Below are 23,410 nucleotides of genomic sequence, written 5' to 3'. Positions count from 1 at the left end.
CCATTTAAGAGGGGAAGGCAGTAAAATGCGTTTACTGTTTGAAAAATGATGTTTCATTCTTAAACAGTATGTGTACAAAGCACATTGAACTTATTTAAATTATGCGCATCCTACTGATGCGCATTTCTTTTTCTGATAATATCGCGTGAATAGATTTTTATTTTGAAGCCAATGCTTCATATCCGGAGAGCACTTAAATTATGATGGATCGATTACGCGAAGGCGTGAATAGCATCGCGGTAAAAATTATCCTTGGGTTGATTATCCTGTCATTCGTATTCGCAGGTGTAGGCAGCTACATCACCGGTGGCGGTAACAACGCAGCAGCTAAAGTTGGCAACACAGAAATTGCTCGTGGTGAGTTCGAACAGGCTTACCAAAACGAACGTAATCGTATGCAGTCTCAACTTGGCGATTACTTCGCGCAAATGCTTGCAGACCCTGCTTACGTAGAGTCTTTCCGTAAATCAGTACTTGATCGCATGATCAATGACGTACTGCTTGAGCAGCAAGCTGAGTCTCTAGGCCTACGAATCAGTGATTCTCAAATCCGCACCATGATTCTAGAAATGCCTCAGTTCCAAACGGCGGGTCAATTCGACCAAGAAGTTTACCAATCGGCACTACGTCGTGCAGGTTTCAGCGCAGAGAGCTTCGCTGAATACATGCGTCGTGACCTTATGCGCAACCAGCTTGTGACTGCACTTCAAGGCAGTGAATTCGTTCTTCAGGGCGAAATCGATACTCAGAGCAAGCTTATCGCACAAACTCGTGACATTCGCACAGTGACACTGTCTGTTGCTGACCTTGCAAAAGACATCGAGTTAACTGACGAGCAAATCGAACAGTACTACCAAGAGAACCCAGCAGCTTACACTCGTCCAGAGCAAGCTAAGGTATCTTACATTGAGCTTTCTGCTGAAGCGCTTAAGTCTCAGCTTGAAGTAAGCGATGAAGAAGCACAGAAATACTACCAAGAGCACCTAGACAAGTACTCAACGGAAGAGCAACGTAAAGTTAGCCACATCCTAGTTCAAGGCGATGACGAAGCGAAAGCTCAGGCAATCCTAGACGAGCTAAATGCAGGCGCTGATTTTGCTACGCTAGCGGAAGAGAAATCTGACGACTTCGGTAGTGCAGACGTTGGCGGTGACCTAGGTTGGATTGAGCGCGATGTTATGGACCCTGCATTCGAAGACGCGGCTTTCGCTCTTGAGAATATTGGCGATACTACTGGCCTAGTTAAATCTGATTTCGGCTACCACATCATCAAGCTAGACGAACTAAAAGCGTCTCAAGCTCAGCCTTACACTGAAGTAGCGGCAGAGATTAAGACAGAGCTTCTAGACCAACACGCAGTTGATCAGTTCTACGAGCAACAAACTGAGCTAGAAAAAGTAGCGTTTGAATTCCCAGATTCTCTAGATGATTCTGCAGAAGCTATCAACGCGAAGATCACAACGACAGATTTCATCTCTCAAGTTGACGCTCCAGAAGTTCTGATGACGCCTGCAGTTATGCAAGCTATCTTGAGCCCTGAAGTGAAAGAAGACGGTCTAAACTCGGAAGTTATCGAAGTTGCACCTGAGCACGTAATTGTTGTTCGTGTAGAAGAGACTCGTGATGAGACAGTTCTTCCTCTAGCTGAAGTGAAAGATCAAGTTGTCGCTGCACTGTCTGCTGTACAAGCAGAGCAGCAAGCGGTTGAGCTAGGTGTTTCTCTAGTGAACGAACTTGAGCAAGGCAATGAAGCAGTACTAGCGGACAACAACCTTGAGTTCACTGAACTTGAAACGATTGACCGTAACTCGCCATTAGCGGCATCTGTATTCGCTCTAGCGAAACCAGAAGCAGGTCAAGCTGTGTTCGGTCAATCTAAAGACCAAGACGGTAATATCGTTGTTGTTGAGCTTTCTAAAGTAACGGCTGAGATCAACCCAGCCTACAGCACTCAAATTGGTGCACAGTTGGAGCGAGTTGGTAACCAGCAAGACCTGACTAACGTATTAAACGTACTTCGTAAAAACGCAGACGTTGAATACTACGTAGTGGGTCAAGGTCAGTAAGCGTTTGATTACCTCAGTAGCAAGCTCAAGTTAGAGCTTACTACTGAAATCAACACGTGATTGTTAGGCTTTAATTCAGATTTGTGAGCCAACAAACAAGCTGATGAAAATAAGATGTATAACGAAGCGGGTCACTTAGGTGATCCGCTTTATTTTTATCTGGTGATTGTGTTATCTAGCGCGGCAAATGCATAAGTTACGTTTTTTGAACAAAGGAACTATTTATGCGCACGATATATTCAACACTAATTCTTTCATTTCTGATGCTCTTAAGCCCTGCCGTGTTTGCAGACAGCCCAACCAAGGCTGAGCTTTACGAAGGCATTGAGATTACGGTCAACATCAATACCGCGACGGCAGAAGAACTTTCAGCACTATTGGTTGGCGTGGGTGACAAGAAAGCCAAAGAAATCGTCGATTACAGAGATCAGAACGGGGCATTTACTACTGCTGATGATTTGGTGAGTGTCAAAGGGATAGGTGAAGCGACGGTTGAAAAGAACCGCGAAAGAATTCAACTTTGACCCGTTTTTCTACTTGTTAGAAATGAAGCGATAGATATGAAGCCTCCGGCCAATGCACCTGCTAGGTGGGCTTCAATCGCGATACGAGCATTAATCAGTTCACCAGTCGTGCTAGAAGGGCCAATAAGCTGCTCCCAAGCGATTTTAGCGACTAATCCGAATACTAACAGCCAACTAGACTTCCTGCCGTTTAAAGCCTCTCTGAGCGCGAATAAGCCAAACAACCCATGCAAAGTGCCCGATAGGCCAACGTAGATCTGAATACTTGAAAACAACAGAGCGACGCCAGTCACTAAACTGATCACAAGCAAAGCAACAACAAGCTGTTTTTTACTCGGTTGAAACAGGTAGCTGATGATCCACAAGCCTGCTAGATTCATCAGAAGATGCGAGTAGTTGGTATGTGAAAAGTTTCCTGTTAGGATTCGCCACCATTGCCCATCGGCAATCGCATTGCTATCCCAAACGACCCAAGCTTGTATTGGCTCAAATTGGAATAAGACGCATAAAAGTGAAATGAAAATTAAAACAGGGTACACATTAAATCCATGTCTCGTTATTGCCCCCAATGCAGCAAGGCTTTGAAAGCTTGTATTTGTCAGTGGGTTACACCACTCGAATCGAATGTTGAGCTTATCATTCTTCAGCACCCATCAGAAGAGCATCGTCCGATGGGAACAGCGCGTATTCTCTCGTTATCTCTTAATAACAGCGTGACGTTTGTTGGCGAAGACTTTTCAGACAACGAACAACTCAACGCATTGTTGTGCGATGAACAGTATCAACATGTGATTTTATACCCAAGCGAAAACTCTGTTTCAGTTGAGTCGGCGACATCTCCCAATAAGAAGCTGCGTGTGATTTTATTGGATGGCACGTGGAAGAAAGCATTCAAGATGTGGCAAGTATCGAGTAACTTGCATGCGTTGAACACGGTTCATTTACCGAAAGATCTCAAGGGTAATTACCGAATTCGCAAAGCACCCAGTGAAAATAGCCTTTCAACCGTTGAAGCTGGCTATCATTTACTTAGCTTGTTAGAGCGTGATGGCGACTTTAGCCCTTTGCTAACGGCATTTGACCAAATGATTCAGTTTCAAATCAATCAAATGCCGCCGGGCGTGTTTGAGAAAAACTACTTAGATTAAGCCGTTTTAGTAAAGTGAGTCAGGAATTAAAACTCGGTATGAGCTGAGAACAGTTGCTGATGCATTTTCTGCGCAAGATCATCAGTCATCGATGAAATGTAATCGGCTATCACGCGCATTTTTCGAGACTCATCTTGATGTTGTAGCCATTGCTTCTTGATGGGCAGTGGCAGCAAGCGTTCAGGATCTGCGCTGAATGCTTCAAACATATCCATGATGATCTGTTGACCTTTGTATTCGATGACCTGAACCTGTGGCACTTGAATAACGAACTCGCTGACAAAGTGTTTCAGCTTATCGAGTGTGCCGTCCATGCTCGGCTCGAGCACCGCATTGTAAGCCAACAGTACATTCTCAAAGTTAGCCTCCACTCGCTTAATCGAGATACTGGTCAACAGTGCGTTGACTATCCCACCAATCGCATCCTTTCGACGATACTGTTCACCAGAGAAAAGCATCTCTGTAATTGAATCTAGGTGTTCACAAATCCATGGGTCGGCCATCTCTTTCAGTTGAGGGTAAGCCGATTCGACCCACTGAGCTTTGGTCACAGAGCCAAGCACAATCGCATCTTCTAAATCGTGCACGCCATACGCGATGTCGTCAGCAAGTTCCATGATCGAACAATCCAGTGACTTATATTTGGTCTTGTTGTGCTCAAGTGGCTCGGTATGCGTTTTTCTTTTCTGTTTTAGGAGCTGTTGGTCGCTGCTTGAAAGCGGTTCAAGCACCCAGTTAAACAACTCTTCATCATGATCGTAGATGCCTTTTGCTGGCATCCAATCTTTAGCTCGGAGTTGTCGTTGATGCTTAACGGGTTCAGACTGCAATTTAGCTTGAACCTCACTCAGCAGAGAAGGGTACTTAATTAGACCTAACAAAGTGCGTCGAGATAGGTTCATCCCGTGATGTTCAGTGTAAGGTTCTAGCTGTGTGACTATGCGAAACGTTTGAGCGTTGCCCTCAAAGCCGCCGTGGTCGCGCATCATGTAGTTGAGTGCGACTTCGCCGCCATGTCCATAGGGTGGATGACCGATGTCGTGAGCCAAACACAGTGAATCAATCAAACTGTCTGAGGGTAATAGGTCTCGAAATTCGGGCTGCTTTTTCTTCAGTTGAGCGACGATACCGGTGCCAAGCTGAGCGGCCTCAAGAGAGTGGGTAAGGCGCGTTCGGTGAAAGTCGTTGACCGTGGTGCCATGGATCTGGGTTTTCGCTTGTAAGCGACGGAAAGCAGCAGAGTGAAGCACGCGCGCACGATCACGCTGATACGGGCTGCGGTGGTCATCCCGTCTTATTTTATGTTCATCGTCATTTCGATGCTGCCATTCTTGTTCGAGTACAAAGGGTGGTTCGAGTTGAGAATTCAAAATAGCACCTATCAAATTGATTTTATTTAGCTAATTAAAAACAACTTATACCCAGCTAGCTTATCTCGTCTAGTGATAATTCAAAGCTCGGTGCGAATGTGGTGAGAAAGTAGTCCATTTCTGGGCTTTTGCGTTGTTCGAGTGTCTCTTCCAATCGGCGCTTGGCTTGCTCGTATTCATGATTGCCCGCACTGAGCTCTTCCAAGCATTTCAGGTACGCACAGATAGTATCTGCCTGCTTGACGATGCTTTGCTCTTCTTTACTCGCAGTACCAGATATTAAGAAGGGGGCGAAGTCGTCTCTGAACTCTTCTGGCAACATCGAAAGCAGTCTTTGTTCTGCCGCGGCTTCTATTTTCTTATACTCTTGTGCAATATCCGGGTTGTAGTATTTAACTGGCGTTGGCAAATCACCCGTCAGTACCTCACTGGTGTCGTGGTACATGCCAAGCAGAGCAATGTGCTCGGGGTTAAGCTGACCATCAAACTTCTTGTTTTTGATCAGTGCCAAGGCGTGTGCCACGAAAGCAACCTGTAGGCTATGTTCTGAAATGTTCTCGCTTGATACCGAACGCATCAGGGGCCAGCGTTGAATTAGCTTCATGCGTGCGAGATGGGCAAAGAAATGGCTCTGTTTCATAAATGTCCTTATAGTACCAATCGTAGTAAATAACTGGTCATCCTAGCTTGTTAAAAAACTCGATAACTATGTTAGAATTTTTGATTGTAGAATAACTACTTATCGAAGCTGCTTGTCGAAAATAGCTGCCTTGTTCTCAAGCTTTTTCCCTACGCTATTTCTGAACACTTACTTACTGTGATTGGTATAAACAATGCTCCACTCGTATCTTATGTTAACTCAAACCGTACGAGACAGCGGATACAAAAAAGGCTCCTAAACAGGAGCCTTTTAAGCATAGAAGTGAATGAATACAAGTTAAAGTCTTTTAAAACAGCAAATTGTAGCCATCTTTCTTTGTGCTCATTAACCTTCGATGAGGTCGTCTTGGCTGTAAGTCTGTAAGAAGCGCTCTAAACGACCAATTGCGATTTCTAGATCTTCGATGTGCGGCAGAGTCACGATACGGAAGTGATCCGGTTTCGGCCAATTGAAGCCCGTACCTTGAACCAATAGCACCTTCTCTTGCTTAAGGAAGTCGAGTACAAACTTCTGATCGTCTTTGATGTTGTACATGTTGGTGTCGATTTTAGGGAACAGGTACATTGCACCTTTCGGTTTCACACAAGAAACGCCAGGGATCTTGTTGATCAGTTCCCATGCACGGTCACGCTGTTCAAGCAGTCGACCGCCTGGAAGAATCAGCTCATTGATACTCTGATAGCCACCGAGTGCGGTTTGGATAGCGTGTTGCATCGGAACGTTGGCACACAAACGCATTGAGGCCAGCATTTCTAGCCCTTCTACATAGCCTTTCGCTAGGTGTTTAGGGCCTGTTAAGAACATCCAACCACCACGGAAACCACATACACGGTAAGCTTTAGATAGGCCGTTGAACGTGACCATTAATACGTCTTCAGCAAGCGTTGCCACTGAAGTGTGTACCGCACCGTCGTAAAGTACTTTGTCGTAGATTTCATCGGCGAAGATGATCAAACCGTGCTCACGAGCAATCTCAACCACTTGTAATAGGAAATCACGGCTGTATACCGCGCCTGTTGGGTTGTTCGGGTTGATAAGAACGATGCCGCGCGTCTTTGGTGAGATCTTCGCGCGCATGTCGTCTAAATCTGGATACCAATCAGCATCTTCATCACACATGTAGTGAACCGGTGTACCACCAGAAAGCGCAACAGACGCTGTCCATAGTGGGTAATCCGGAGCGGGAACTAAGATTTCATCACCATTATCCAGTAGCGCTTGCATAGACATAACGATAAGCTCTGATGCGCCGTTACCAATGTAAACGTCTTCTACATCAAGGTTACGTAGGCCTTTTTTCTGGTAGTGCTGAACAACCGCTTTGCGGGCTGAATAGATGCCTTTTGAGTCGCAGTAACCTTGAGATGTCGGTAGGTTACGGATTACGTCAACAAGGATTTCATCAGGGGCGTCAAAACCAAATGGGGCGGGGTTACCAATATTAAGCTTCAGTATTTTATGCCCTTCTTCTTCCATGCGCTTAGCATGTTTGAGTACAGGCCCCCTGATTTCGTAGCATACGCTGTTGAGTTTTGACGACATCCCGATATTTTGCATTGCCGATTTCCTGAAATTAATTTAAATACTTTATTAAAGTACCGCAAAATGGCGTTTGATAGAATAAAAATCTGATGAATGTCGCATTTCAGTATCACGTTTAGCCTTTTTGTTGTCACTCTTTTCTAAATTTTAATTAATCGCTTTCTTGGTTATTGGCTAAGATGAATAAAGGGGCGGGATCGCTTAAAATCACAGGAATGTTGAAAAGATATAGTACATTCTTGATCTAAGTGGGTACTGCCCATAAAGTATCAAACTAATATAATAATAATTTAGATGTGAACGAGGTCGATTTGTCACATTTCCAGCAAACTATCTCCGCTTTGATTGAGCGAGTACAAAATGCCCAAGCAAGCGAAGTTCGTTGTGTTGAAGTTCTAACGCAAAAACCATCGTTTGCATTTATAGAATGGCTTCATGCTCAACCGCTCTTTCCTAAGTTCTACTGGCAGTCACGCGACACTCGTGAAGAGGTTGTTGCGCTCGGACAGTTACATACGTTTTCAGATCCTGCACCCGCGTACGCTATTCTTGGTGAAGACCAACGAATCTGGGGTGGACGCTCGTTTGATGGGCACACCGCAAAGAACCGTCGCTGCATGGAGTCGTTTTTCTTCCTTCCTCAGGTTGAATTGATCCGCTTTGACAATACTTGGTCGCTGGCGGTTAATTTGTCCCCTGATCGCGTTTCTTCTATTAATGCTTTGAATAAGCTTTCTGTAGAAGCCGCGATATTGGCGCCTTTGTCTGCCCATATTGAACAGATCAATCACGTTCCAGAAAGAGAGCAGTGGGGCAACCTTGTCGATAAAGTGCTGCAAGGCATTAGCGATGAAGAGTACAAAAAAGTCGTTTTAGCACGTAAAACCACACTGCAACTCGATGCGCCTATCTGCGCAGCTCAATTACTTAAAGCCAGCTATCTGCAAAATCACCACAGTTTCCACTTTATGTTGGTGCTGGATTCTAAACACAGTTTCATTGGCTCGACACCAGAGCGCTTATATAGCCGACATGGTATGGAGCTTGATACCGAGGCGCTTGCTGGAACCATTGGTCGCGGAGAGAACGCTACTGAGGATATGGAACTGGCCAACTGGCTTTCTCAAGACAGCAAAAACCTCAATGAGAACCAGTATGTGGTCGACGACATCATTGAGCGTCTCACTCCTCATTCTCAAACGGTCCATGTTGAAAAGGATGCGCGTCTAGTGCGCTTGCGTAAGGTGCAGCATTTGAAGCGCAATATCCATGCTCAGCTCAACAATGGCGTTAATGGTGTGCAGTTGCTTGCTGCCTTACAGCCAACTGCTGCGGTGGCGGGTTTACCTCGTAAAGAGGCGATGGATTTCATTCTTGAACACGAACCGTTTGCACGAGGTTGGTATGCAGGCTCTGTAGGCTATATCAGTCATCAGCGAGCGGAATTCTGCGTGGCGATTCGAAGCGCCTTGATTGTAAACGATCAAGTACAACTGTTTGCTGGCGCGGGGATCGTGCCGGGATCGGTTGCCGAACATGAATGGCAAGAGCTGAACAAGAAGATGTCTACTCTGCTTAGCTTAATTTCAGATCACCCTCCATTGGGTGTCGCGTCATGAATCACGACCAAGCCGTATTAAATAGAGTTTGGTGTCACACGTTACTTGAAGAGCTTGCACGCAATGGCGTTGAACATGTTTGTGTTGCTCCGGGCTCTCGCTCAACGCCGCTAACTCTCGAAGCTGAAGCCAACTCCAAGTTAACCTTACACACGCACTTTGATGAGCGTGGTCTTGGGTTTTTAGCTTTAGGCTTAGCAAAGGCTAGCAACAAACCGGTTGCGGTGATTGTGACATCAGGAACCGCTGTGGCGAATTTGCTTCCTGCGACGGCTGAATCTGGGCTGACCCGAGAGAAGCTGATCTTGCTAACCTCTGATAGGCCCATCGACTTGGTCGACTGTGGTGCCAATCAAGCGATTCAGCAGCAGGGTATCTTTTCGTCTCACGTTGAAACGGCACTAAACCTTCCAAGTCCAACGACACAAGTTTCTTTGAATTGGCTTTTGACGTCGGTTGATAACGCACTGGCGAAACAGCGCAGCGTCGGTGGGGCTATTCATATCAACTGTCCGTTCCCAGAACCGCTTTATTCCGCTAATAGCGCCGAGATGTATGCGGATTATACAAAGAGCGTGGCAGCTTGGAGAGCTTCAACCTGCCTTTACTCGAACACTTATTTGCCCAGTCATTTAATCGCTCAGCCTGTTTCAGCAAGTGATTATGTCGCTCGTAAAGGCGCAGTGATTATTGGTTCTATCGAGAATGAAGCCGCAATTAAAGCCAAGCAGTTTGCGACAGCTTTGGGCTGGCCAGTATTCTGTGACCCTCAATCGGGTGTCAGTAGTGACTGGAAACACTATGATTTATGGATGCAAAGTGACGCAGCCAAAGCACAGCTTAGTCAGTGTGATTTTATTATCCAGTTTGGTGAGCGCATCGTATCTAAGCGTCTTAACCAATGGGTAAAAGAACAAGCTGCCACATTTTGTTCATCGCAGTACATCGTTGTTTCACCAGATGCACATCGTATTAATCAAGATCATCTGCCTCAAACTCATATTGTCGCTGATATCGAACATTGGTTATCAGAGCAACATCTACCAACGCTGTTGGGAGAACATGCTGGCTGGGCGGCATCTTTGGCGGAAGTCGCGAATACGGTTCAGCAGTTAGCGTTGGCGCAAATCTCTAATAACGACCAACTGACAGAGTTGAGTGTTGCAGTTGACTTGTCGTCTAGACTTAAAGACAGAGAGTTGTTTGTGGGAAACAGCTTGATGGTAAGGCTGGTGGATATGCTGTCTTCAATATCTGCGAATCGGGTTTACAGCAATCGTGGTGCATCGGGCATTGATGGCTTGGTGGCGACGGCTGCGGGTGTAGTGAAAGCCAACCAGAACCCCTTATTGATGTTGATTGGCGATACTTCTTTGCTTTACGATCTCAACTCACTGGCTCTGCTGACTCATAATTTAACGCCGATGGTTATTGTTGTGACCAACAATGATGGTGGTGCAATCTTTGATTTGTTGCCGGTTCCTGAGCAACAAAAACAATCTCTATATCAGATGCCTCATGGTTTTAGTTTTGAACATGCTGCTGCGCAATTCCAGCTTGGTTATGCGGCACCAGAAACCTTGAATTGCTATCAAACGCTCATCGAACAACATTTTGAACAAGGTCAGGGTACCTTGCTCGTAGAAGTTAAGATGCCTCCCGAACAAGCGTCTACTTTGCTGAAGCAATTCAGCTCAATGCTCACTGAGGCATTAGCCTAAGGACTTTACATGCTTTACTCCAATTATTACCCAGCAGTACAAGAATCTTCTGAAAAACCTTTGCTTGTTTTTTTACATGGTTTACTCGGAAGCGGGGATGATTGGAGTGCATGTCACCCCTTCCTCGAGGATTTTCCTCGTCTTTGCATAGATTTGCCCGGACACGGACAAAGCCGCTTTATCGACCCTGTAGGCTTTGATCATTGCTGTAAGAAAATTGTTCAGTGCATCACATCTCAGCTGGCTCTCAACGATCTTCCTGTCGATTATCCTATCGTGGTGATTGGGTATTCTATGGGGGGAAGGCTTGCCATGTATGGGGTAACAAGCCCTTGCTTCGAAACTCTTAACTTAGAGAAAGTCATCATTGAAGGTGGCAACTTTGGCTTGGAATGTGATGAAGAAAGAGCACAAAGGTTAGTACACGATACGCAATGGGCTGTTCGCTTTGCACAGCAGTCGATTGAAGATGTTTTAGACGATTGGTATCAACAAAGCGTCTTTTCTTCACTAAATCATGAGCAAAGACAAACTTTGGTCATAAAGCGTAGTGGTAACCTTGGAGTATCCGTAGCAAATATGTTGTTATCTACTTCGTTAGCTAAGCAACCGGATTTACGTGCCACATTGAAATCTCATGAGCATTTATTGCATTATGTATGTGGAGAAAAAGATCGTAAATTCATGGAGCTAGCTGAGAATAGTGGCTTTGAATATAGTCAGGTGGATTACGCGGGTCATAATGTTCATTTTGAGCAACCAGAGATGTTTTCAAATCTGATCATCCAATGTATCGCCAGTCGTTGATGAACTGACTGAGCGAACCTCTCGTATCAAGCGCTATAGAAAGCAGAGCAACACCGTCGCGACTCTACGCTAGTCGCGCTCTCTAATAGAACAATGGGAATCATCATGGCTAAAACAGTAGGCATCACAGAAGAAGAACTTTACGCAGCCGTTAACTGGCGCGATGAAAGCAGTCAATATGAAGATATTCAATACCACAAGTCTGATGACGGTATTGCGAAAATCACGATTGCTCGCCCTCAAGTGCACAATGCGTTCCGTCCACAAACCGTAAAAGAGATGATCAATGCACTGGCTGATGCTCGTTATGACGAGAAAGTTGGCGTAATCATTTTGACTGGTCTTGGTGAGAAGGCGTTCTGTTCTGGTGGTGACCAAAGTATCCGTGGTGACTACGGCGGTTACCAAGATGACTCAGGTACGCACCACTTGAATGTACTTGATTTCCAACGTCAAATTCGTACTTGTCCAAAACCAGTTATCGCAGCGGTATCGGGTTGGGCAGTCGGTGGCGGTCATGTACTTCACATGATGGCAGACCTTACTATTGCAGCTGAAAACGCGCAGTTCGGTCAGACGGGTCCTAAAGTGGGTTCTTTCGATGGCGGTTGGGGTGCTTCTTACATGGCTCGTATCGTTGGTCAAAAGAAAGCACGTGAAATCTGGTTCTTGTGCCGCTTCTACGATGCACAAGAAGCACTGGACATGGGCCTTGTAAACACCGTTGTTCCTGTTGCTGACCTAGAAAAAGAGACAGTTCGTTGGTGTCGTGAAGTGCTTCAACACAGCCCAATGGCACTGCGTTGCTTGAAAGCGGCACTGAACGCTGACTGTGATGGTCAAGCAGGCTTACAAGAGTTGGCTGGTAACGCAACCATGATGTTCTACATGACAGAGGAAGGCCAAGAAGGCCGCAACGCATTCAACGAGAAACGTCGACCGGACTTCGACAAGTTCCCGCGTAATCCATAGTCTTTCTCCTCTTCAAAATGAGTCGCTAATAGCGGCTCGTTTTGTTTTGATGTTCCCCGTTTTTTAGGAAACTTTATGAACTCAGTGAATTCTCAGCGTCACGCTAAACTTTACCGTTATCAATTACCTATGGATAGTGGTGTGGTTCTTCGTGACAATAAGTTGAACGAACGTGTTGGCTATATTATCCAACTTGAGTGTGATGGTAAAACTGGTTTTGGCGAAGTTGCGCCTTTGCCCGGTTTTAGCCAAGAAGATGCCGAACAAGCTGGCATTCAGCTTCAACACGAATTAGAGCTTTGGAGCCACAATAAGCCTCAAACGCCTTTCGACGAGCTGTATCCTTCTGTCGCGTTTGGCTTTTCAATGGCGATGATGGAATTGCGAGGCGATCTTAACGCTCAAGGTAACTACCAAGCGGCGCCTTTGTGTACAGGCGATCCAGATGAACTGATTCCTGTATTGAATGAGATGGTAGGCGAGAAGGTCGCGAAAGTGAAAGTCGGCCTCTACGAAGCGATTCGCGATGGCATGTTGGTTAGCTTATTCCTTGAGTCGATCCCTGATTTGACTCTAAGACTTGATGCCAACCGTGCGTGGAAGCCAGAGAAAGCGAAGCAATTCATTAAATACATTTCGCCGTCAATGCGCCAGCGTATAAGCTTTATCGAAGAGCCTTGCCAAAAGCCAGAAGACAGTTTGGCCTTTGCCATTGACCATGGTGTGGCGATTGCGTGGGACGAGACACTGCAAGAAGCGGTGCGCAGCCCGGAATTTGATCTTAGCGACCTTACTGGTGTTAAAGCAGTCGTGATCAAGCCAACTCTTATTGGTTCTGTCGAGCGTTGCGTGGCAATCATTGAGCGAGCACAGAAGCTTGGAATGAAACCTGTATTGAGCTCAAGCATTGAGTCGAGCCTAGGTCTGACTCAGATTGCTCGTTTGGCGCAGCAATATTTGCCAAATGAAGTGCCGGGGTTGGATACGATTGGCTTGTTCAAGCAGCAGCTAGAGGTTTCTTGGCCGGGCTGTCAGTTGCCTGTCTCTACGCTTGAAAAGCAACAATTGATTTGGTCTTCTTAGACCGAGCTATTTGAATGGCTATTTAGTTAGCTTAACAAGTTCTTAATCTATTTTTGGTTATCATATGATGCGCCCACAATCTAATCATCCCCCGCTCTGGGTAAAGTGGGCGCAGCAAAACCCACTTCAACCAGCGTTAGTGACCACTCACCGCACTTATACTTGGCAGCAAGTGTTTGTGTTGGTTAGTGAGTACCAACAACAGCTATCTCATCAAGGCCTATCTGAAGGTGATGTACTGACGATTGTTGGTAAGAATCAAGCTGAAGTGATCCCTGTTTATCTTGCCGCACTCAATTTGGGTGTGGTTTGTGCGTTTACGATGCCTCAGCCTAGTTTACGCCTGAAGCAAAAGCTCGATTCCTTATATCAAGCAGATCAACAGAGCTACCTTTGGCTCTTGGGCAATAGCGGAATAGAGCAATCAGAGACTGCCGATTTGAATACTCAGTTGGTGACCTTGCCTTGCCTAAGTGAACTGAAGTTTGATGGTGATGATGAGCAGATAACGACACCTCAAGAATCCAATTTCAATCCGCAAAATCTAGCGAGCATCGTATTCACTTCAGGTTCTACCGGAAACCCAAAAGCGGTCGCTCATACACTTGAGCAGCACCTATGCTCTGCGTCAGGGCTGCTTGAGGTGTTTCGTTATCAACAAGGTGACACGTGGTTACTGAGTTTACCTATGTACCATGTGTCGGGGCTGGCGATAGTTCATCGTTGGTTGGCGGCTGGTGGTTGCATCAAAATAGGCACAGGTCAGCTTGAAACCGATATAGAAGAATGCAGTCATGCTTCATTGGTCGCTACTCAACTACATCGATTGTTAAAGAGTAAGCAAGCACTTACTTTAACGCATGTACTTTTGGGTGGTAGTCATATACCAGAAGCACTTGGGCTCGAAGCTCAACAAATGGGCATCGAAACATGGCTTGGATACGGCATGACTGAAGCGGCTTCAACCGTGACCGCGAAGCCCGTTGATGCCGGCAGCACCGCCGGTTTTGTCCTTAACCATCGCCAGCTAAAAATTGAAGAACAACGTATCTTTATTGGTGGCGAGACGCTCGCGTCCGGGTATTACTATCAAGGTAACTTAACGCCATTAGTTGATAAGAGCGGTTGGTTTGATAGCAAAGATCTTGGTGAGTGGCTTGGCGAACAAGTGTCGATTATTGGCCGTGCCGACAACCAGTTTATTTCTGGTGGTGAGAACATTCATTGCGAAGAAATTGAGCGAGTACTCAATCAATTGTCTGAGGTTAATCAGGCTTTTATTGTTCCCATTGAAGATGATGAGTTCGGATTTCGACCTGCAGCGATTGTCGATTGTGCTGAGTTGCCAACCAAAGAGTGGTTTATCGAGCAGTTAACTGGTCGTCTTGAACGGTTCAAATTTCCTATTGAGTATTATCGAATGCCTCAGCAGGAACAACATGGTATTAAGGTTTCGCGCGCTGGATTGGCGCAGTGGTTACAGCAGACCCGTTCTAAATAGAGCGAAGAGCAATAAAATGAAGCGCAATACACGGTGACTAGTCGTAATTGCGCTTCAGGGGGTTGTGACGGTGGTGAAGCCGTCACAAATTCTAATTATTTATCGTGTCATTCAAGATTTGGCGTTAAGCGAGTGCCTTCTTCATTTGTTCAGCGACTTTATCTACCTTACCTAGACCAATGATAACTTGTAGACCACCTTTCCCAACCGGTACCACACCTGCCGCACCGAGTTTCTTCAGTTTCTCGCTGTCTGCTGCACCTGAGTCTTTCACAGTTAAGCGTAGACGAGTAATACAGTTATCGACTTCTAGAATGTTGTCTGCACCGCCAACCGCTTCAATGTAGCTGTTGGTTAGGTTAGCCAATGCTTCTGGCGTTTCAGTTTCTTTTTCTGCTTCCATCTCTTCACCACGACCTGGAGTACGTAGGTTGAACTTGATGATAGCGAAGCGGAAAATACCGTAGTAAAGCGCGAAGAACACCACACCTTGAACCAGTAGCATGTACCAGTTAACCGCGAGTGGGTTTTGGCTTGATAGTACTAGGTCAACGAAACCAGCAGAGAAGCCGAAGCCTGCCATCCATTCCATGCTTGCTGCAATGTAAAGCGATAGGCCTGTTAATACTGCGTGCAGTAGGAACAACACGGGTGCTAGGAACATGAAGCTGAATTCTAGTGGCTCTGTGATACCCGTGAAGAATGAAGCCATAGCTGCCGCAAGCATGATTGCGAATACTTGGTTTTTGTTTTTCGCATCAGAACAGTGATACATCGCCAATGCTGCTGCTGGTAGGCCAAACATCATGATAGGGAAGAAGCCCGCTTGGTACATGCCAGTTTTACCTGGAATACCCGTACCGTTAGCGATAGATTGCGCGCCGCCTAAGAAGTTTGGAATGTCGTTAATACCAACAACGTCGAACCAGAACACAGGGTAAAGAGCATGGTGCATACCTACTGATAGGAACAAACGGTTGAAGAAACCAAACAGACCAGCACCCACCGCACCCATGCTTTCTAGTTTAATACCCAGAACGATCAGAGCGTCGTAAACAGCTGGCCAGATGTAAAGTAGAGCAAAAGAGAGAGCCATACCTGCGATTGAGGTCAGGATAGGAACCAAACGCTTACCGCTGAAGAACGCTAGAGCTTGAGGAAGTTCAACCGTTGAGTAGCGGTTGTAGATCTCAGCAGAGATGATACCCACAATGATACCTACGAATTGGTTGCTGATTTTGCCAAATGCCGCAGGCACTTCACTGAGTTCAACATCCATTAACTGAGCAACAGAGCCCGGAGCAAGTAGCGTGGTGACGACGAGGAACATCACAAAGCCAGACAGTGCCGCAGAACCATTCTTATCACGGCTCAAACCAAATGCGACACCCACCGCGAATAGAACCGCCATGTTGTCGATGATCGCGCCACCAGATTTGATCAAGAATGCGGCTAAGATACTTTCAGAACCCCAACCAACAGGATCCAACCAATAGCCGATCCCCATAAGGATTGCTGCAGCTGGCAGTGTGGCTACGGGAACCATCAATGCCTTACCTACTTTTTGCATATACCCGAGTATATTCATATGTGCCCCTAAGTTTGTAATTAATTTTTTTAATGTTTCTGCTCGTCAACGTATGGAGTCAAATATTGATCGAGGCAGGATTTTAAGTAACTGCGGTTATTAAAAACTTATTTCTTAATGCAAACAAACGAAACGGGTAGTAGTATGAATTAAAATTTTTAATGCATGAGTTCGTATGGCTAACCATCAATCTTTACTTAGAAATCTTCATACTTTTAATGTTGCTGCAGAGAAAATGAGCTTTACGCTAGCGGCTAGAAAGTTGCATTTGACTCAGGGAGCCGTTAGCCATCGAATCAAAGTGTTAGAAGGTGAACTCGGATTTAACTTGTTTGTGCGAGGGACTCGTAAACTGGAACTAACGGAAGAAGGCCAGCGCTTTCAACGAACGTTATCCAAGTCGTTAAGCTCTATTTTTGGTGAGATCGAAGACATTACCAACACAGACTTGTATGGACAGATCAATATCGGTACCAGTCCTGCATTTGCCAACAGTTGGTTACTGCCGAGGTTGGCTGATTTTAAACAGCGATACCCAAAGTTTAATCTCAATATTTTCTCGCAAGAAGAGCAGGATTTTCATCAAAATCATCTCGATGTCGCTATTTACTATGGTGCTGAAAATCTCAAAGACATGCATCGACAGCGCCTGTTTGGTGAAAAGTATATTCCGGTATGTACACCGAGTTACGCGGCTGAACACGACATCTTTGATGATGGCTTAGAATCGCTGCACCGGATTAATTTCATTCATGCACTAGGGTCAGATGTATGGCAGCGTTGGATTAAACACCACGGCTTAGATGTGAACTTGTTTGAGCAATTTTACTGTGTGAGCCACCGGGATATGGGCGTAAGAAGTGCCCTCAGCAATATCGGTGTCGCGATGGGGCGCTATCATTTTGTTAAGCAGTATGTTCAGACTGGTGAGCTCATAACACCTTATCCGAGCATGGATACAGACCAAGGGTATGACTTAATCTGCCCGCTAGGCACGGAAAAACGCCCTAAGGTAAGAACCTTTATTAAGTGGTTAGAAGGGCAGTTGCGCTAGGTTAGTTAATTTAGCAATTAGATAGTTCAAAACAGAATTTATTATCTTTATAACCATCCATCATAATAAGCCATATAAATAACGGATTATAGAATAAGGTCTTATTATGAAAATTGCCCTCACCATTGCGGTTTTACTGCAGATAGGCCAAGCAATCATCTCGTCAGGGTTGACTCGTTCGTTGGCTGAGCTCACCGCATTTGTGTTGGTTGTGGTACTTGTTTTAATGAAAAGAGAGAGCAAGAAGAGTGATAAGCCCCTGTTTGATTCGTGATTGTTACAACAAAGAATACCCTTACCACAAACGATAAAGGCAAAGCCCATTGGAGCTTTGCCTTTTTGTTTTGTTGCTCGCTAACTTGAGTGTCTAGTTCACCGAACAAACATCTAAAGCGTTTCTATGCGGGCTAAGCGAGAGTTAACCACGCCAATGAACCCGTTGAGATCATGACCCACATTGTAATACCAAACATCAGTGGTTTCGGCCCTGCCGCTTTTAACTTCTCAACTGAAATACCACAGCCAATTAAGAACAAACACACGACCAGTGCTCGCTTAGACACATCAAAGATTCCTTGATAGACCATCTCAAATTGTGGCAGTAAGTCACTCACCGCGATAGCGGCGCAATAGAAGAAAATGAAGTAGGGAACCGTAATCTTCTTTTGATCGTTCTTGAAGATCATCGCACTAATTAAAGCGATTGGGATGATCCAAAGTGCGCGAGCGAGCTTCAATGTTGTCGCTGTCGTCAGTGCTTCTTCGCCATACGCTGAAGCTGCACCTACTACAGAAGACGTATCGTGAATCGCTATCGCTGCCCAAGTACCAAATGTTTGTTGGCTGAGCTCAAGCGCGTGACCAATCATCGGGAATAAGAATAGAGCAACCGAGTTCAACACGAATACGGTGGCTAATGCCAAGCCAATCTGTTCATCGTCTGCTTTGATCGCGGGTGCCACTGCTGCTATCGCGCTACCACCACAAATCGCGGTACCAGAAGATATAAGATAGCCCGTAGTGCGGTCTAGCCCCATTTGTTTCGCCAAGAACCAACCAATGACTAATGTACCGATAATCGTCGTTACAATGAGCCCAATACCATCGCCTGTTACTGCTAATGCTTTTTCAAACTGAATACCAAAACCCAAGCCAACAATAGAGTAGGCCAGTAGCTTTTTGGTAAGTTTGCCGACTTCCAAGTGTTCAGGGACTAATCCTAAACTAGCAAGCAGGAAACCGATAACCAGGGCTGTCGGTGAGCTAACCCAAGGCGTTAAGCAAAACAGTGCAGCAAGATAAAATGGAACGGACTTTTTTAGGTTCATTGTATTTAGAGTCTTGTTTTGTTGTGGCGTTATTGTGATGAGACCACTATACGTTCAATAAAATGATAAGTAAGTCTAAATGAATTGAACAAACGTTAAGGAAAACTTAACGCTTGTTCAACTGATATGAATAAAGGGCTGGTTAACTAGCGTAATGATCCGCGAAGGTCAGAGACTGACTGTCGAAGCGTTTCACAAGAGGCTTGTTTAGGTGAAATCGGCTCGCCAGCTTCTATCTCTAGCTTAGTCCAGAAGCGAGTGGGTAACCCTTTGCAGGCACGGCCTTTGTAACGACTAAAGTAGCTACCCCATAATCCTTTAAGAGCCATAGGAATCACTGGGACAGGGGAACGTTTGATGATCAGCTCCATACCACGCATGAACTCAGCCATTTCGCCATCAGAGGTGAGCTTTCCTTCTGGGAAAATACACACGATGTGACCTTCATGCAGGGCACGCTCTACTTCTTTGAAAGCGTTTCGAATCGAGTTGCGGTTGGTCGCGGAGATTGGAATCACCCCAGCTCTTTTCAAGAAGCGTCGAATTGGCGGCAACTTGGTGTAATCCTCTTCCATCACAAAACGGATCAAGCGAGGGCAAACCGCACTCAGCAGCAGTGCATCCATATAACTCACATGGTTGCAGACAATCAACGCACCGCCCTTTTCTGGCAGGTGATGTAAGTTCTTATGTTTAACTCTGTACATGGTGTGAGTGACCACCCACGTAAAGAAGCGGAAAGCGTAGATAGGCACCTGATAAAACAGGTACAGCATCACCAAAGTGTTGCCCACTGCGAGCAAGATAAACAGCTGCGGAATTGAAAGATCTAGAACACTAAGGCAAACAATACCTAATACCGCACTTCCCACCATGAACAGTGAGTTGTAGATATTGAGCCCGGCAATCACTTGGGCACGCTCGTCGGGCTTGGCACGTAACTGCATCAGTGAATACAGAGGAACAATAAAGACACCGCCAGAGATACCCAGAAGCAGAAGGTAAGCAAACAGTGGCCACAGCTCTGAGTAGGTTACGAATTGATGGAAAGAACTAAAGTCAGGCAAAGACTCCGGGATAGATATCGCCATCAACAGGCCGAAGATCGAAATACCCAGGCTGCCCATTGGCACGATGCCGATTTCAATACGGTGATTAGATAACTTATCGCAAGCCAACGAGCCAATCGCAATGCCTACCGAGAACAGTGCCAACAAAAACGCGACAGCGCTTTCAGTACCGTTTAGGTAAACCTTGGTGAAGTTGGGAAACTGAGTGAGGTAAGCTGCACCGAGGAACCAGAACCAGCTGATTGACATCAGTGCTTGAAAGGTTGGGCGGTCTTTTTTGGCAATAGCGAGTGTTGCGCGGGTTAGCTTTACTGGCTGCCACCTTACTTTCAGATCTGGTGCGGTACTTGGCGCTTCTGGGATAAAGCAACTTGATACATAGCCAAGCACGGCGAAAGAAACAATACATATCGCAGCAATGAGCTTCGCGCTTTCTTCAGATGCAATAATACCAGCACCTAGAGTACCGATTAGTATGGCTAAGAATGTGCCTGTTTCAACCAAAGCATTTCCGGACACAAGCTCTTTGGTTTCTAACTGTTGCGGAAGTAGGGCGTACTTAACTGGGCCAAAGAAGGCACTTTGTGTCCCCATCAAAAACAAAAGCAGTAGTAATATTTCGTAGCTTTCGTAGATAAATCCGACCGCACCCAGTGACATTATCACCACTTCAAGAAGCTTAACTTTACGGATAAACCACGATTTTTCATATTTGTCAGCCAGCACACCAGCCAAAGCAGAAAACAGGAAGAAGGGCAGAATAAAAAGGCCAGCGGCCAAATTAATAAATAAATTGCTGGAAATAGGTAGCGTGTCTACGCTTGCGAAAGCAACAAACAGTAACAGAACATTTTTGAATATGTTGTCATTAAAGGCTCCCAGAAATTGGGTAATAAAGTAGGGTAGGAACCTTTTTTGCGTTAACAGCGAAGATTGGCTGCTGTTGTTCATTGTCTTTCCTTGGATGATTACCAGTTGGTTAAGTAGTTTGAGACTAGGTTATTGATCAACTCTTTACCATCGATAGGCTCAGAGGCGAAAAATTTATCATCAACGCTAAGTAGAGTAATTCCATGTACTCCAGACCATAATACACGGCTGGCTTTAACGACTTCGCTTTCAGTATGTTCAGGAGCAATCGCGATTAATAGTTGCTCTAGCATACCTGTCATTCTATCGATACGGTTCGATTGCCATTCAGGAAGGTTTTCACCGTTCATGTTGTGCTCAAAGATAAGCTGCCAACGGTGAGGGTGTTTTTGTGCAAAATCGTGGTAGCAGTAGGCAAGGTTGAATAGAGCTTGCTGAGGATTGCTCGATTGTTCAACTGCTACGGCAGATTCTGACGCCAGTTCATCTAATGTTTGAGCAACAACATGCAGTAGCAATAGGTTGTAGTTGCCGAATACATTCACCAAGGTACTTGGAACATAACCAATCATATTGGCGATTTTACGCAGACTTAGCTCGTGATAAGAGTGCTCTTCTAAGAAGTCGGTCACCGTTTTTAAGGTTAATTGCACTAATTGTTCGCGAGTATGATCGTTTCGTCTTGCCATGGGTACTTTCTATTAAATGAACATCGTTCAATATTTTAATGCTGCCCCAGAGTGCCGTCAATCCCTTCGCTAGTTTAGTAATCAATTAATAGCCGCAATATTATGATACATGTGTAAACGCCGTGAATATTTCATTGTTCTTTGTTAACGAGTATGATTAAGGTGTCGAAAGATAAAAAACCTATAAAGGATAATAATGAAACGATTTTTCTCACTAGTCGCGATCCTGTTGGTAACAGTCGCGGTGACGCCAATCGCGGAAGCGAAAAAGTTTGGTGGTGGTAAGTCATTTGGCAAAAGCTTTAAAACGGCTCCAGCACCAAAACAACAAAACACGAATTCGATCCGTCAAGATCAAACGGGTAAGAACACAGCAGCTAACTCTAGCAAGAAAGGCCTTATGGGCGGTCTGCTAGGTGGTTTACTTGCTGGTGGTCTTTTAGCTGCATTCTTTGGTGGCGCATTTGAAGGTATCCAGTTCATGGATATTCTGATTATGGGTCTGATTGCTTTCCTAGCGTTTAAATTCCTACGCGGAATGTTGGGCGCGAAGCAGGGCTCAATGAATCAGCAGAATGCACGTGGCCAACAGCCAGCATTCGGCGGCATGGGTCAGAACAAGTTTGAACAACCTAAGCAACAACCAAATGTTCATAACTTCGAGCAAACACAACCTCAATCACAAGGCGCTGCTGGTGGTTTCGGTTTTGGTGCACAAAGCGATGTTCCACATAACTACCCACCGGGCTTTGATCAAGCGGCATTCATCAATGGTTCTCGTGAGCACTACCGTACACTGCAAGGTGCATGGAATCACAACGAGCTAAACACGATTGAAGAATACGTATCTCCAAGCCTATTTGAAGACCTAAAAGCTGAGCGTAATAAGCTAGACGGTGCTCAGCACACAGACGTAATGTACGTTGATGCTGAAATAGTTCGCGCAGACCACGATGGTAGCAAAGCACAGCTAAGCATTCAGTTTAGCGGTCGTTACCGTGACACAGCGGATGGCGTTGAAGAAGATATCACTGATATCTGGCATCTAGAGCGTGACCTAACAACTAACAATGCACCTTGGTTAATTGTTGGTATTCAAGGTTAATTCCAGGATTTAACTCAACATCAATAGGATGTAGTTATTCGGAATGACACCAAATAATAGAAAGCCCCTGCTGAGAAATCAGCAGGGGCTTTTTTGCGTCTAATGATATGTATCTTAGTTAAAGATTGGATTAACCTGAGACTAACTAACTGATTTTATTTGGATGTAATGAGTAATGACAAAGTTCTTTGAACCCGTATTGGAGCCTGAGGTTACTTTGCAGCAGAAACAGATAATTGCGAACGAATGCGAAGAACATGTATCGAGCAATTGTTTAGGCTGCGCTGCTTATCTGGTTTGTGAGCGTCATGCTGAAGTATGGGATCACTGATGTTTGAATGATTTAGCTCGATTAGTTATTTGTAGTAGCGGGTTAGTGTTTAGGAAGTTGAGGGTTGTTTTAGAAGACACGTTTAGTAAGAGATAAAGCTCAGAAACGAAAAAAGCCAACTCAATGAGTTGGCTTTTCGATTTTCCAATTAAGAAGAATATGGTGGAGGGAGACGGATTCGAACCATCGAAGGCAGTGCCGGCAGATTTACAGTCTGCTCCCTTTGGCCACTCGGGAACCCCTCCAGGGTGTGTCTTACTTTTCACAAAGTAAGCCTAAATTGATGTTTTCCCATAAGCCCATCAATCAGGTTGTTCTCTTAACTCTTAAAAGAGGTAAGAAGAATATGGTGGAGGGAGAC

Annotated in this window: 20 protein-coding genes and 1 tRNA gene; 12 read left to right on the top strand and 9 right to left on the bottom strand. The window is 45.3% G+C overall.

The window, feature by feature from the left end; genetic code table 11:
- Positions 1–200: 200 nt before the first annotated feature.
- Both ppiD and AB4274_RS09295 read left to right on the top strand, forming a co-directional pair.
- Positions 201–2,066, top strand: a complete 1,866-nt coding sequence (ppiD, locus tag AB4274_RS09300; RefSeq protein WP_017060618.1) for a peptidylprolyl isomerase — start codon at positions 201–203, stop codon at positions 2,064–2,066.
- Between the two features lie 224 nt (positions 2,067–2,290).
- On the top strand, positions 2,291–2,590 hold the full coding sequence (locus AB4274_RS09295) for a helix-hairpin-helix domain-containing protein (protein ID WP_017060617.1): 300 nt from the start codon (positions 2,291–2,293) through the stop codon (positions 2,588–2,590).
- On the opposite strand, the gene rrtA is transcribed toward AB4274_RS09295, so the two are convergent.
- The gene (gene rrtA / locus AB4274_RS09290) at positions 2,581–3,129 is read right to left on the bottom strand and encodes a rhombosortase (protein ID WP_017060616.1); all 549 of its coding nucleotides are present in this window, start codon (positions 3,127–3,129) and stop codon (positions 2,581–2,583) included. The genes AB4274_RS09295 and rrtA overlap by 10 nt on opposite strands.
- Before the next feature lie 9 nt (positions 3,130–3,138).
- On the opposite strand from rrtA, the gene AB4274_RS09285 reads away from it, so the two are divergent.
- Positions 3,139–3,738, top strand: coding sequence for a tRNA-uridine aminocarboxypropyltransferase (locus tag AB4274_RS09285; protein WP_017060615.1), 600 nt, complete (start codon positions 3,139–3,141; stop codon positions 3,736–3,738).
- A 26-nt stretch (positions 3,739–3,764) separates the two neighbouring features.
- On the opposite strand, the gene AB4274_RS09280 is transcribed toward AB4274_RS09285, so the two are convergent.
- The 3 genes from AB4274_RS09280 to AB4274_RS09270 form a co-directional block, all read right to left on the bottom strand.
- Positions 3,765–5,108 (bottom strand): anti-phage deoxyguanosine triphosphatase, encoded by a 1,344-nt coding sequence (locus tag AB4274_RS09280; protein ID WP_017060614.1) that lies wholly within the window; start codon positions 5,106–5,108, stop codon positions 3,765–3,767.
- A 55-nt stretch (positions 5,109–5,163) separates the two neighbouring features.
- Positions 5,164–5,748 (bottom strand): 5'-deoxynucleotidase, encoded by a 585-nt coding sequence (yfbR, locus tag AB4274_RS09275; protein WP_017060613.1) that lies wholly within the window; start codon positions 5,746–5,748, stop codon positions 5,164–5,166.
- Positions 5,749–6,093: 345 nt separating this feature from the next.
- Positions 6,094–7,326: a pyridoxal phosphate-dependent aminotransferase gene (locus tag AB4274_RS09270; RefSeq protein WP_017060166.1), complete on the bottom strand. Its 1,233-nt coding sequence runs from the start codon at positions 7,324–7,326 to the stop codon at positions 6,094–6,096.
- Positions 7,327–7,622: 296 nt separating this feature from the next.
- On the opposite strand from AB4274_RS09270, the gene AB4274_RS09265 reads away from it, so the two are divergent.
- The 6 genes from AB4274_RS09265 (at position 7,623) to menE (ending at position 15,014) form a co-directional block, all read left to right on the top strand.
- On the top strand, positions 7,623–8,930 hold the full coding sequence (locus AB4274_RS09265) for an isochorismate synthase MenF (protein ID WP_017060167.1): 1,308 nt from the start codon (positions 7,623–7,625) through the stop codon (positions 8,928–8,930).
- Positions 8,927–10,651, top strand: coding sequence for a 2-succinyl-5-enolpyruvyl-6-hydroxy-3-cyclohexene-1-carboxylic-acid synthase (gene menD / locus AB4274_RS09260; protein ID WP_372111862.1), 1,725 nt, complete (start codon positions 8,927–8,929; stop codon positions 10,649–10,651). Before AB4274_RS09265 ends, menD begins: the two co-directional genes overlap by 4 nt.
- A 9-nt stretch (positions 10,652–10,660) precedes the next feature.
- Entirely contained in the window at positions 10,661–11,458 is a 798-nt protein-coding gene (gene menH / locus AB4274_RS09255; protein WP_372111861.1) for a 2-succinyl-6-hydroxy-2,4-cyclohexadiene-1-carboxylate synthase, read from the top strand.
- 105 nt (positions 11,459–11,563) lie between these two features.
- Entirely contained in the window at positions 11,564–12,430 is an 867-nt protein-coding gene (menB, locus tag AB4274_RS09250) for a 1,4-dihydroxy-2-naphthoyl-CoA synthase (RefSeq protein WP_017064079.1), read from the top strand.
- Positions 12,431–12,505: 75 nt separating this feature from the next.
- Entirely contained in the window at positions 12,506–13,513 is a 1,008-nt protein-coding gene (gene menC, locus AB4274_RS09245; RefSeq protein WP_017060171.1) for an o-succinylbenzoate synthase, read from the top strand.
- Between the two features lie 64 nt (positions 13,514–13,577).
- The gene (gene menE, locus AB4274_RS09240; protein WP_017060172.1) at positions 13,578–15,014 is read left to right on the top strand and encodes an o-succinylbenzoate--CoA ligase; all 1,437 of its coding nucleotides are present in this window, start codon (positions 13,578–13,580) and stop codon (positions 15,012–15,014) included.
- A gap of 124 nt (positions 15,015–15,138) precedes the next feature.
- Here the strand turns inward: menE and nagE are convergent, their stop codons facing one another.
- The gene (gene nagE, locus AB4274_RS09235) at positions 15,139–16,584 is read right to left on the bottom strand and encodes an N-acetylglucosamine-specific PTS transporter subunit IIBC (protein WP_017064077.1); all 1,446 of its coding nucleotides are present in this window, start codon (positions 16,582–16,584) and stop codon (positions 15,139–15,141) included.
- A gap of 193 nt (positions 16,585–16,777) precedes the next feature.
- Between nagE and AB4274_RS09230 the strand changes: the two genes are divergently transcribed.
- Both AB4274_RS09230 and AB4274_RS09225 read left to right on the top strand, forming a co-directional pair.
- Entirely contained in the window at positions 16,778–17,656 is an 879-nt protein-coding gene (locus AB4274_RS09230; RefSeq protein WP_017064076.1) for a LysR substrate-binding domain-containing protein, read from the top strand.
- 106 nt (positions 17,657–17,762) lie between these two features.
- The gene (locus AB4274_RS09225) at positions 17,763–17,930 is read left to right on the top strand and encodes a hypothetical protein (protein WP_017060175.1); all 168 of its coding nucleotides are present in this window, start codon (positions 17,763–17,765) and stop codon (positions 17,928–17,930) included.
- A 133-nt stretch (positions 17,931–18,063) separates the two neighbouring features.
- On the opposite strand, the gene AB4274_RS09220 is transcribed toward AB4274_RS09225, so the two are convergent.
- From AB4274_RS09220 to AB4274_RS09210, 3 genes are all read right to left on the bottom strand, one after another.
- On the bottom strand, positions 18,064–18,984 hold the full coding sequence (locus tag AB4274_RS09220) for a YeiH family protein (RefSeq protein WP_017060176.1): 921 nt from the start codon (positions 18,982–18,984) through the stop codon (positions 18,064–18,066).
- A gap of 146 nt (positions 18,985–19,130) precedes the next feature.
- Entirely contained in the window at positions 19,131–21,005 is a 1,875-nt protein-coding gene (locus AB4274_RS09215) for an MFS transporter (RefSeq protein WP_372111860.1), read from the bottom strand.
- A 17-nt stretch (positions 21,006–21,022) separates the two neighbouring features.
- Positions 21,023–21,613 carry a TetR/AcrR family transcriptional regulator gene (locus AB4274_RS09210; protein ID WP_004736110.1) on the bottom strand — a complete coding sequence of 197 codons (591 nt, stop codon included), beginning with the start codon at positions 21,611–21,613 and terminating at the stop codon, positions 21,023–21,025.
- 196 nt (positions 21,614–21,809) lie between these two features.
- On the opposite strand from AB4274_RS09210, the gene AB4274_RS09205 reads away from it, so the two are divergent.
- The gene (locus AB4274_RS09205) at positions 21,810–22,718 is read left to right on the top strand and encodes a Tim44 domain-containing protein (protein WP_372111857.1); all 909 of its coding nucleotides are present in this window, start codon (positions 21,810–21,812) and stop codon (positions 22,716–22,718) included.
- Between the two features lie 491 nt (positions 22,719–23,209).
- On the opposite strand, the gene AB4274_RS09200 is transcribed toward AB4274_RS09205, so the two are convergent.
- Positions 23,210–23,294 (bottom strand) — tRNA-Tyr (locus AB4274_RS09200).
- Between the last annotated feature and the right edge of the window lie 116 nt (positions 23,295–23,410).

The sequence above is a fragment of the Vibrio sp. 10N.261.55.A10 genome (assembly GCF_041470825.1).
Taxonomy (GTDB): Bacteria; Pseudomonadota; Gammaproteobacteria; order Enterobacterales; family Vibrionaceae; genus Vibrio; species Vibrio crassostreae_C.
Note: the sequence above shows the minus strand (reverse complement) of the source record. Positions and strands in the feature narration are given on the sequence as shown.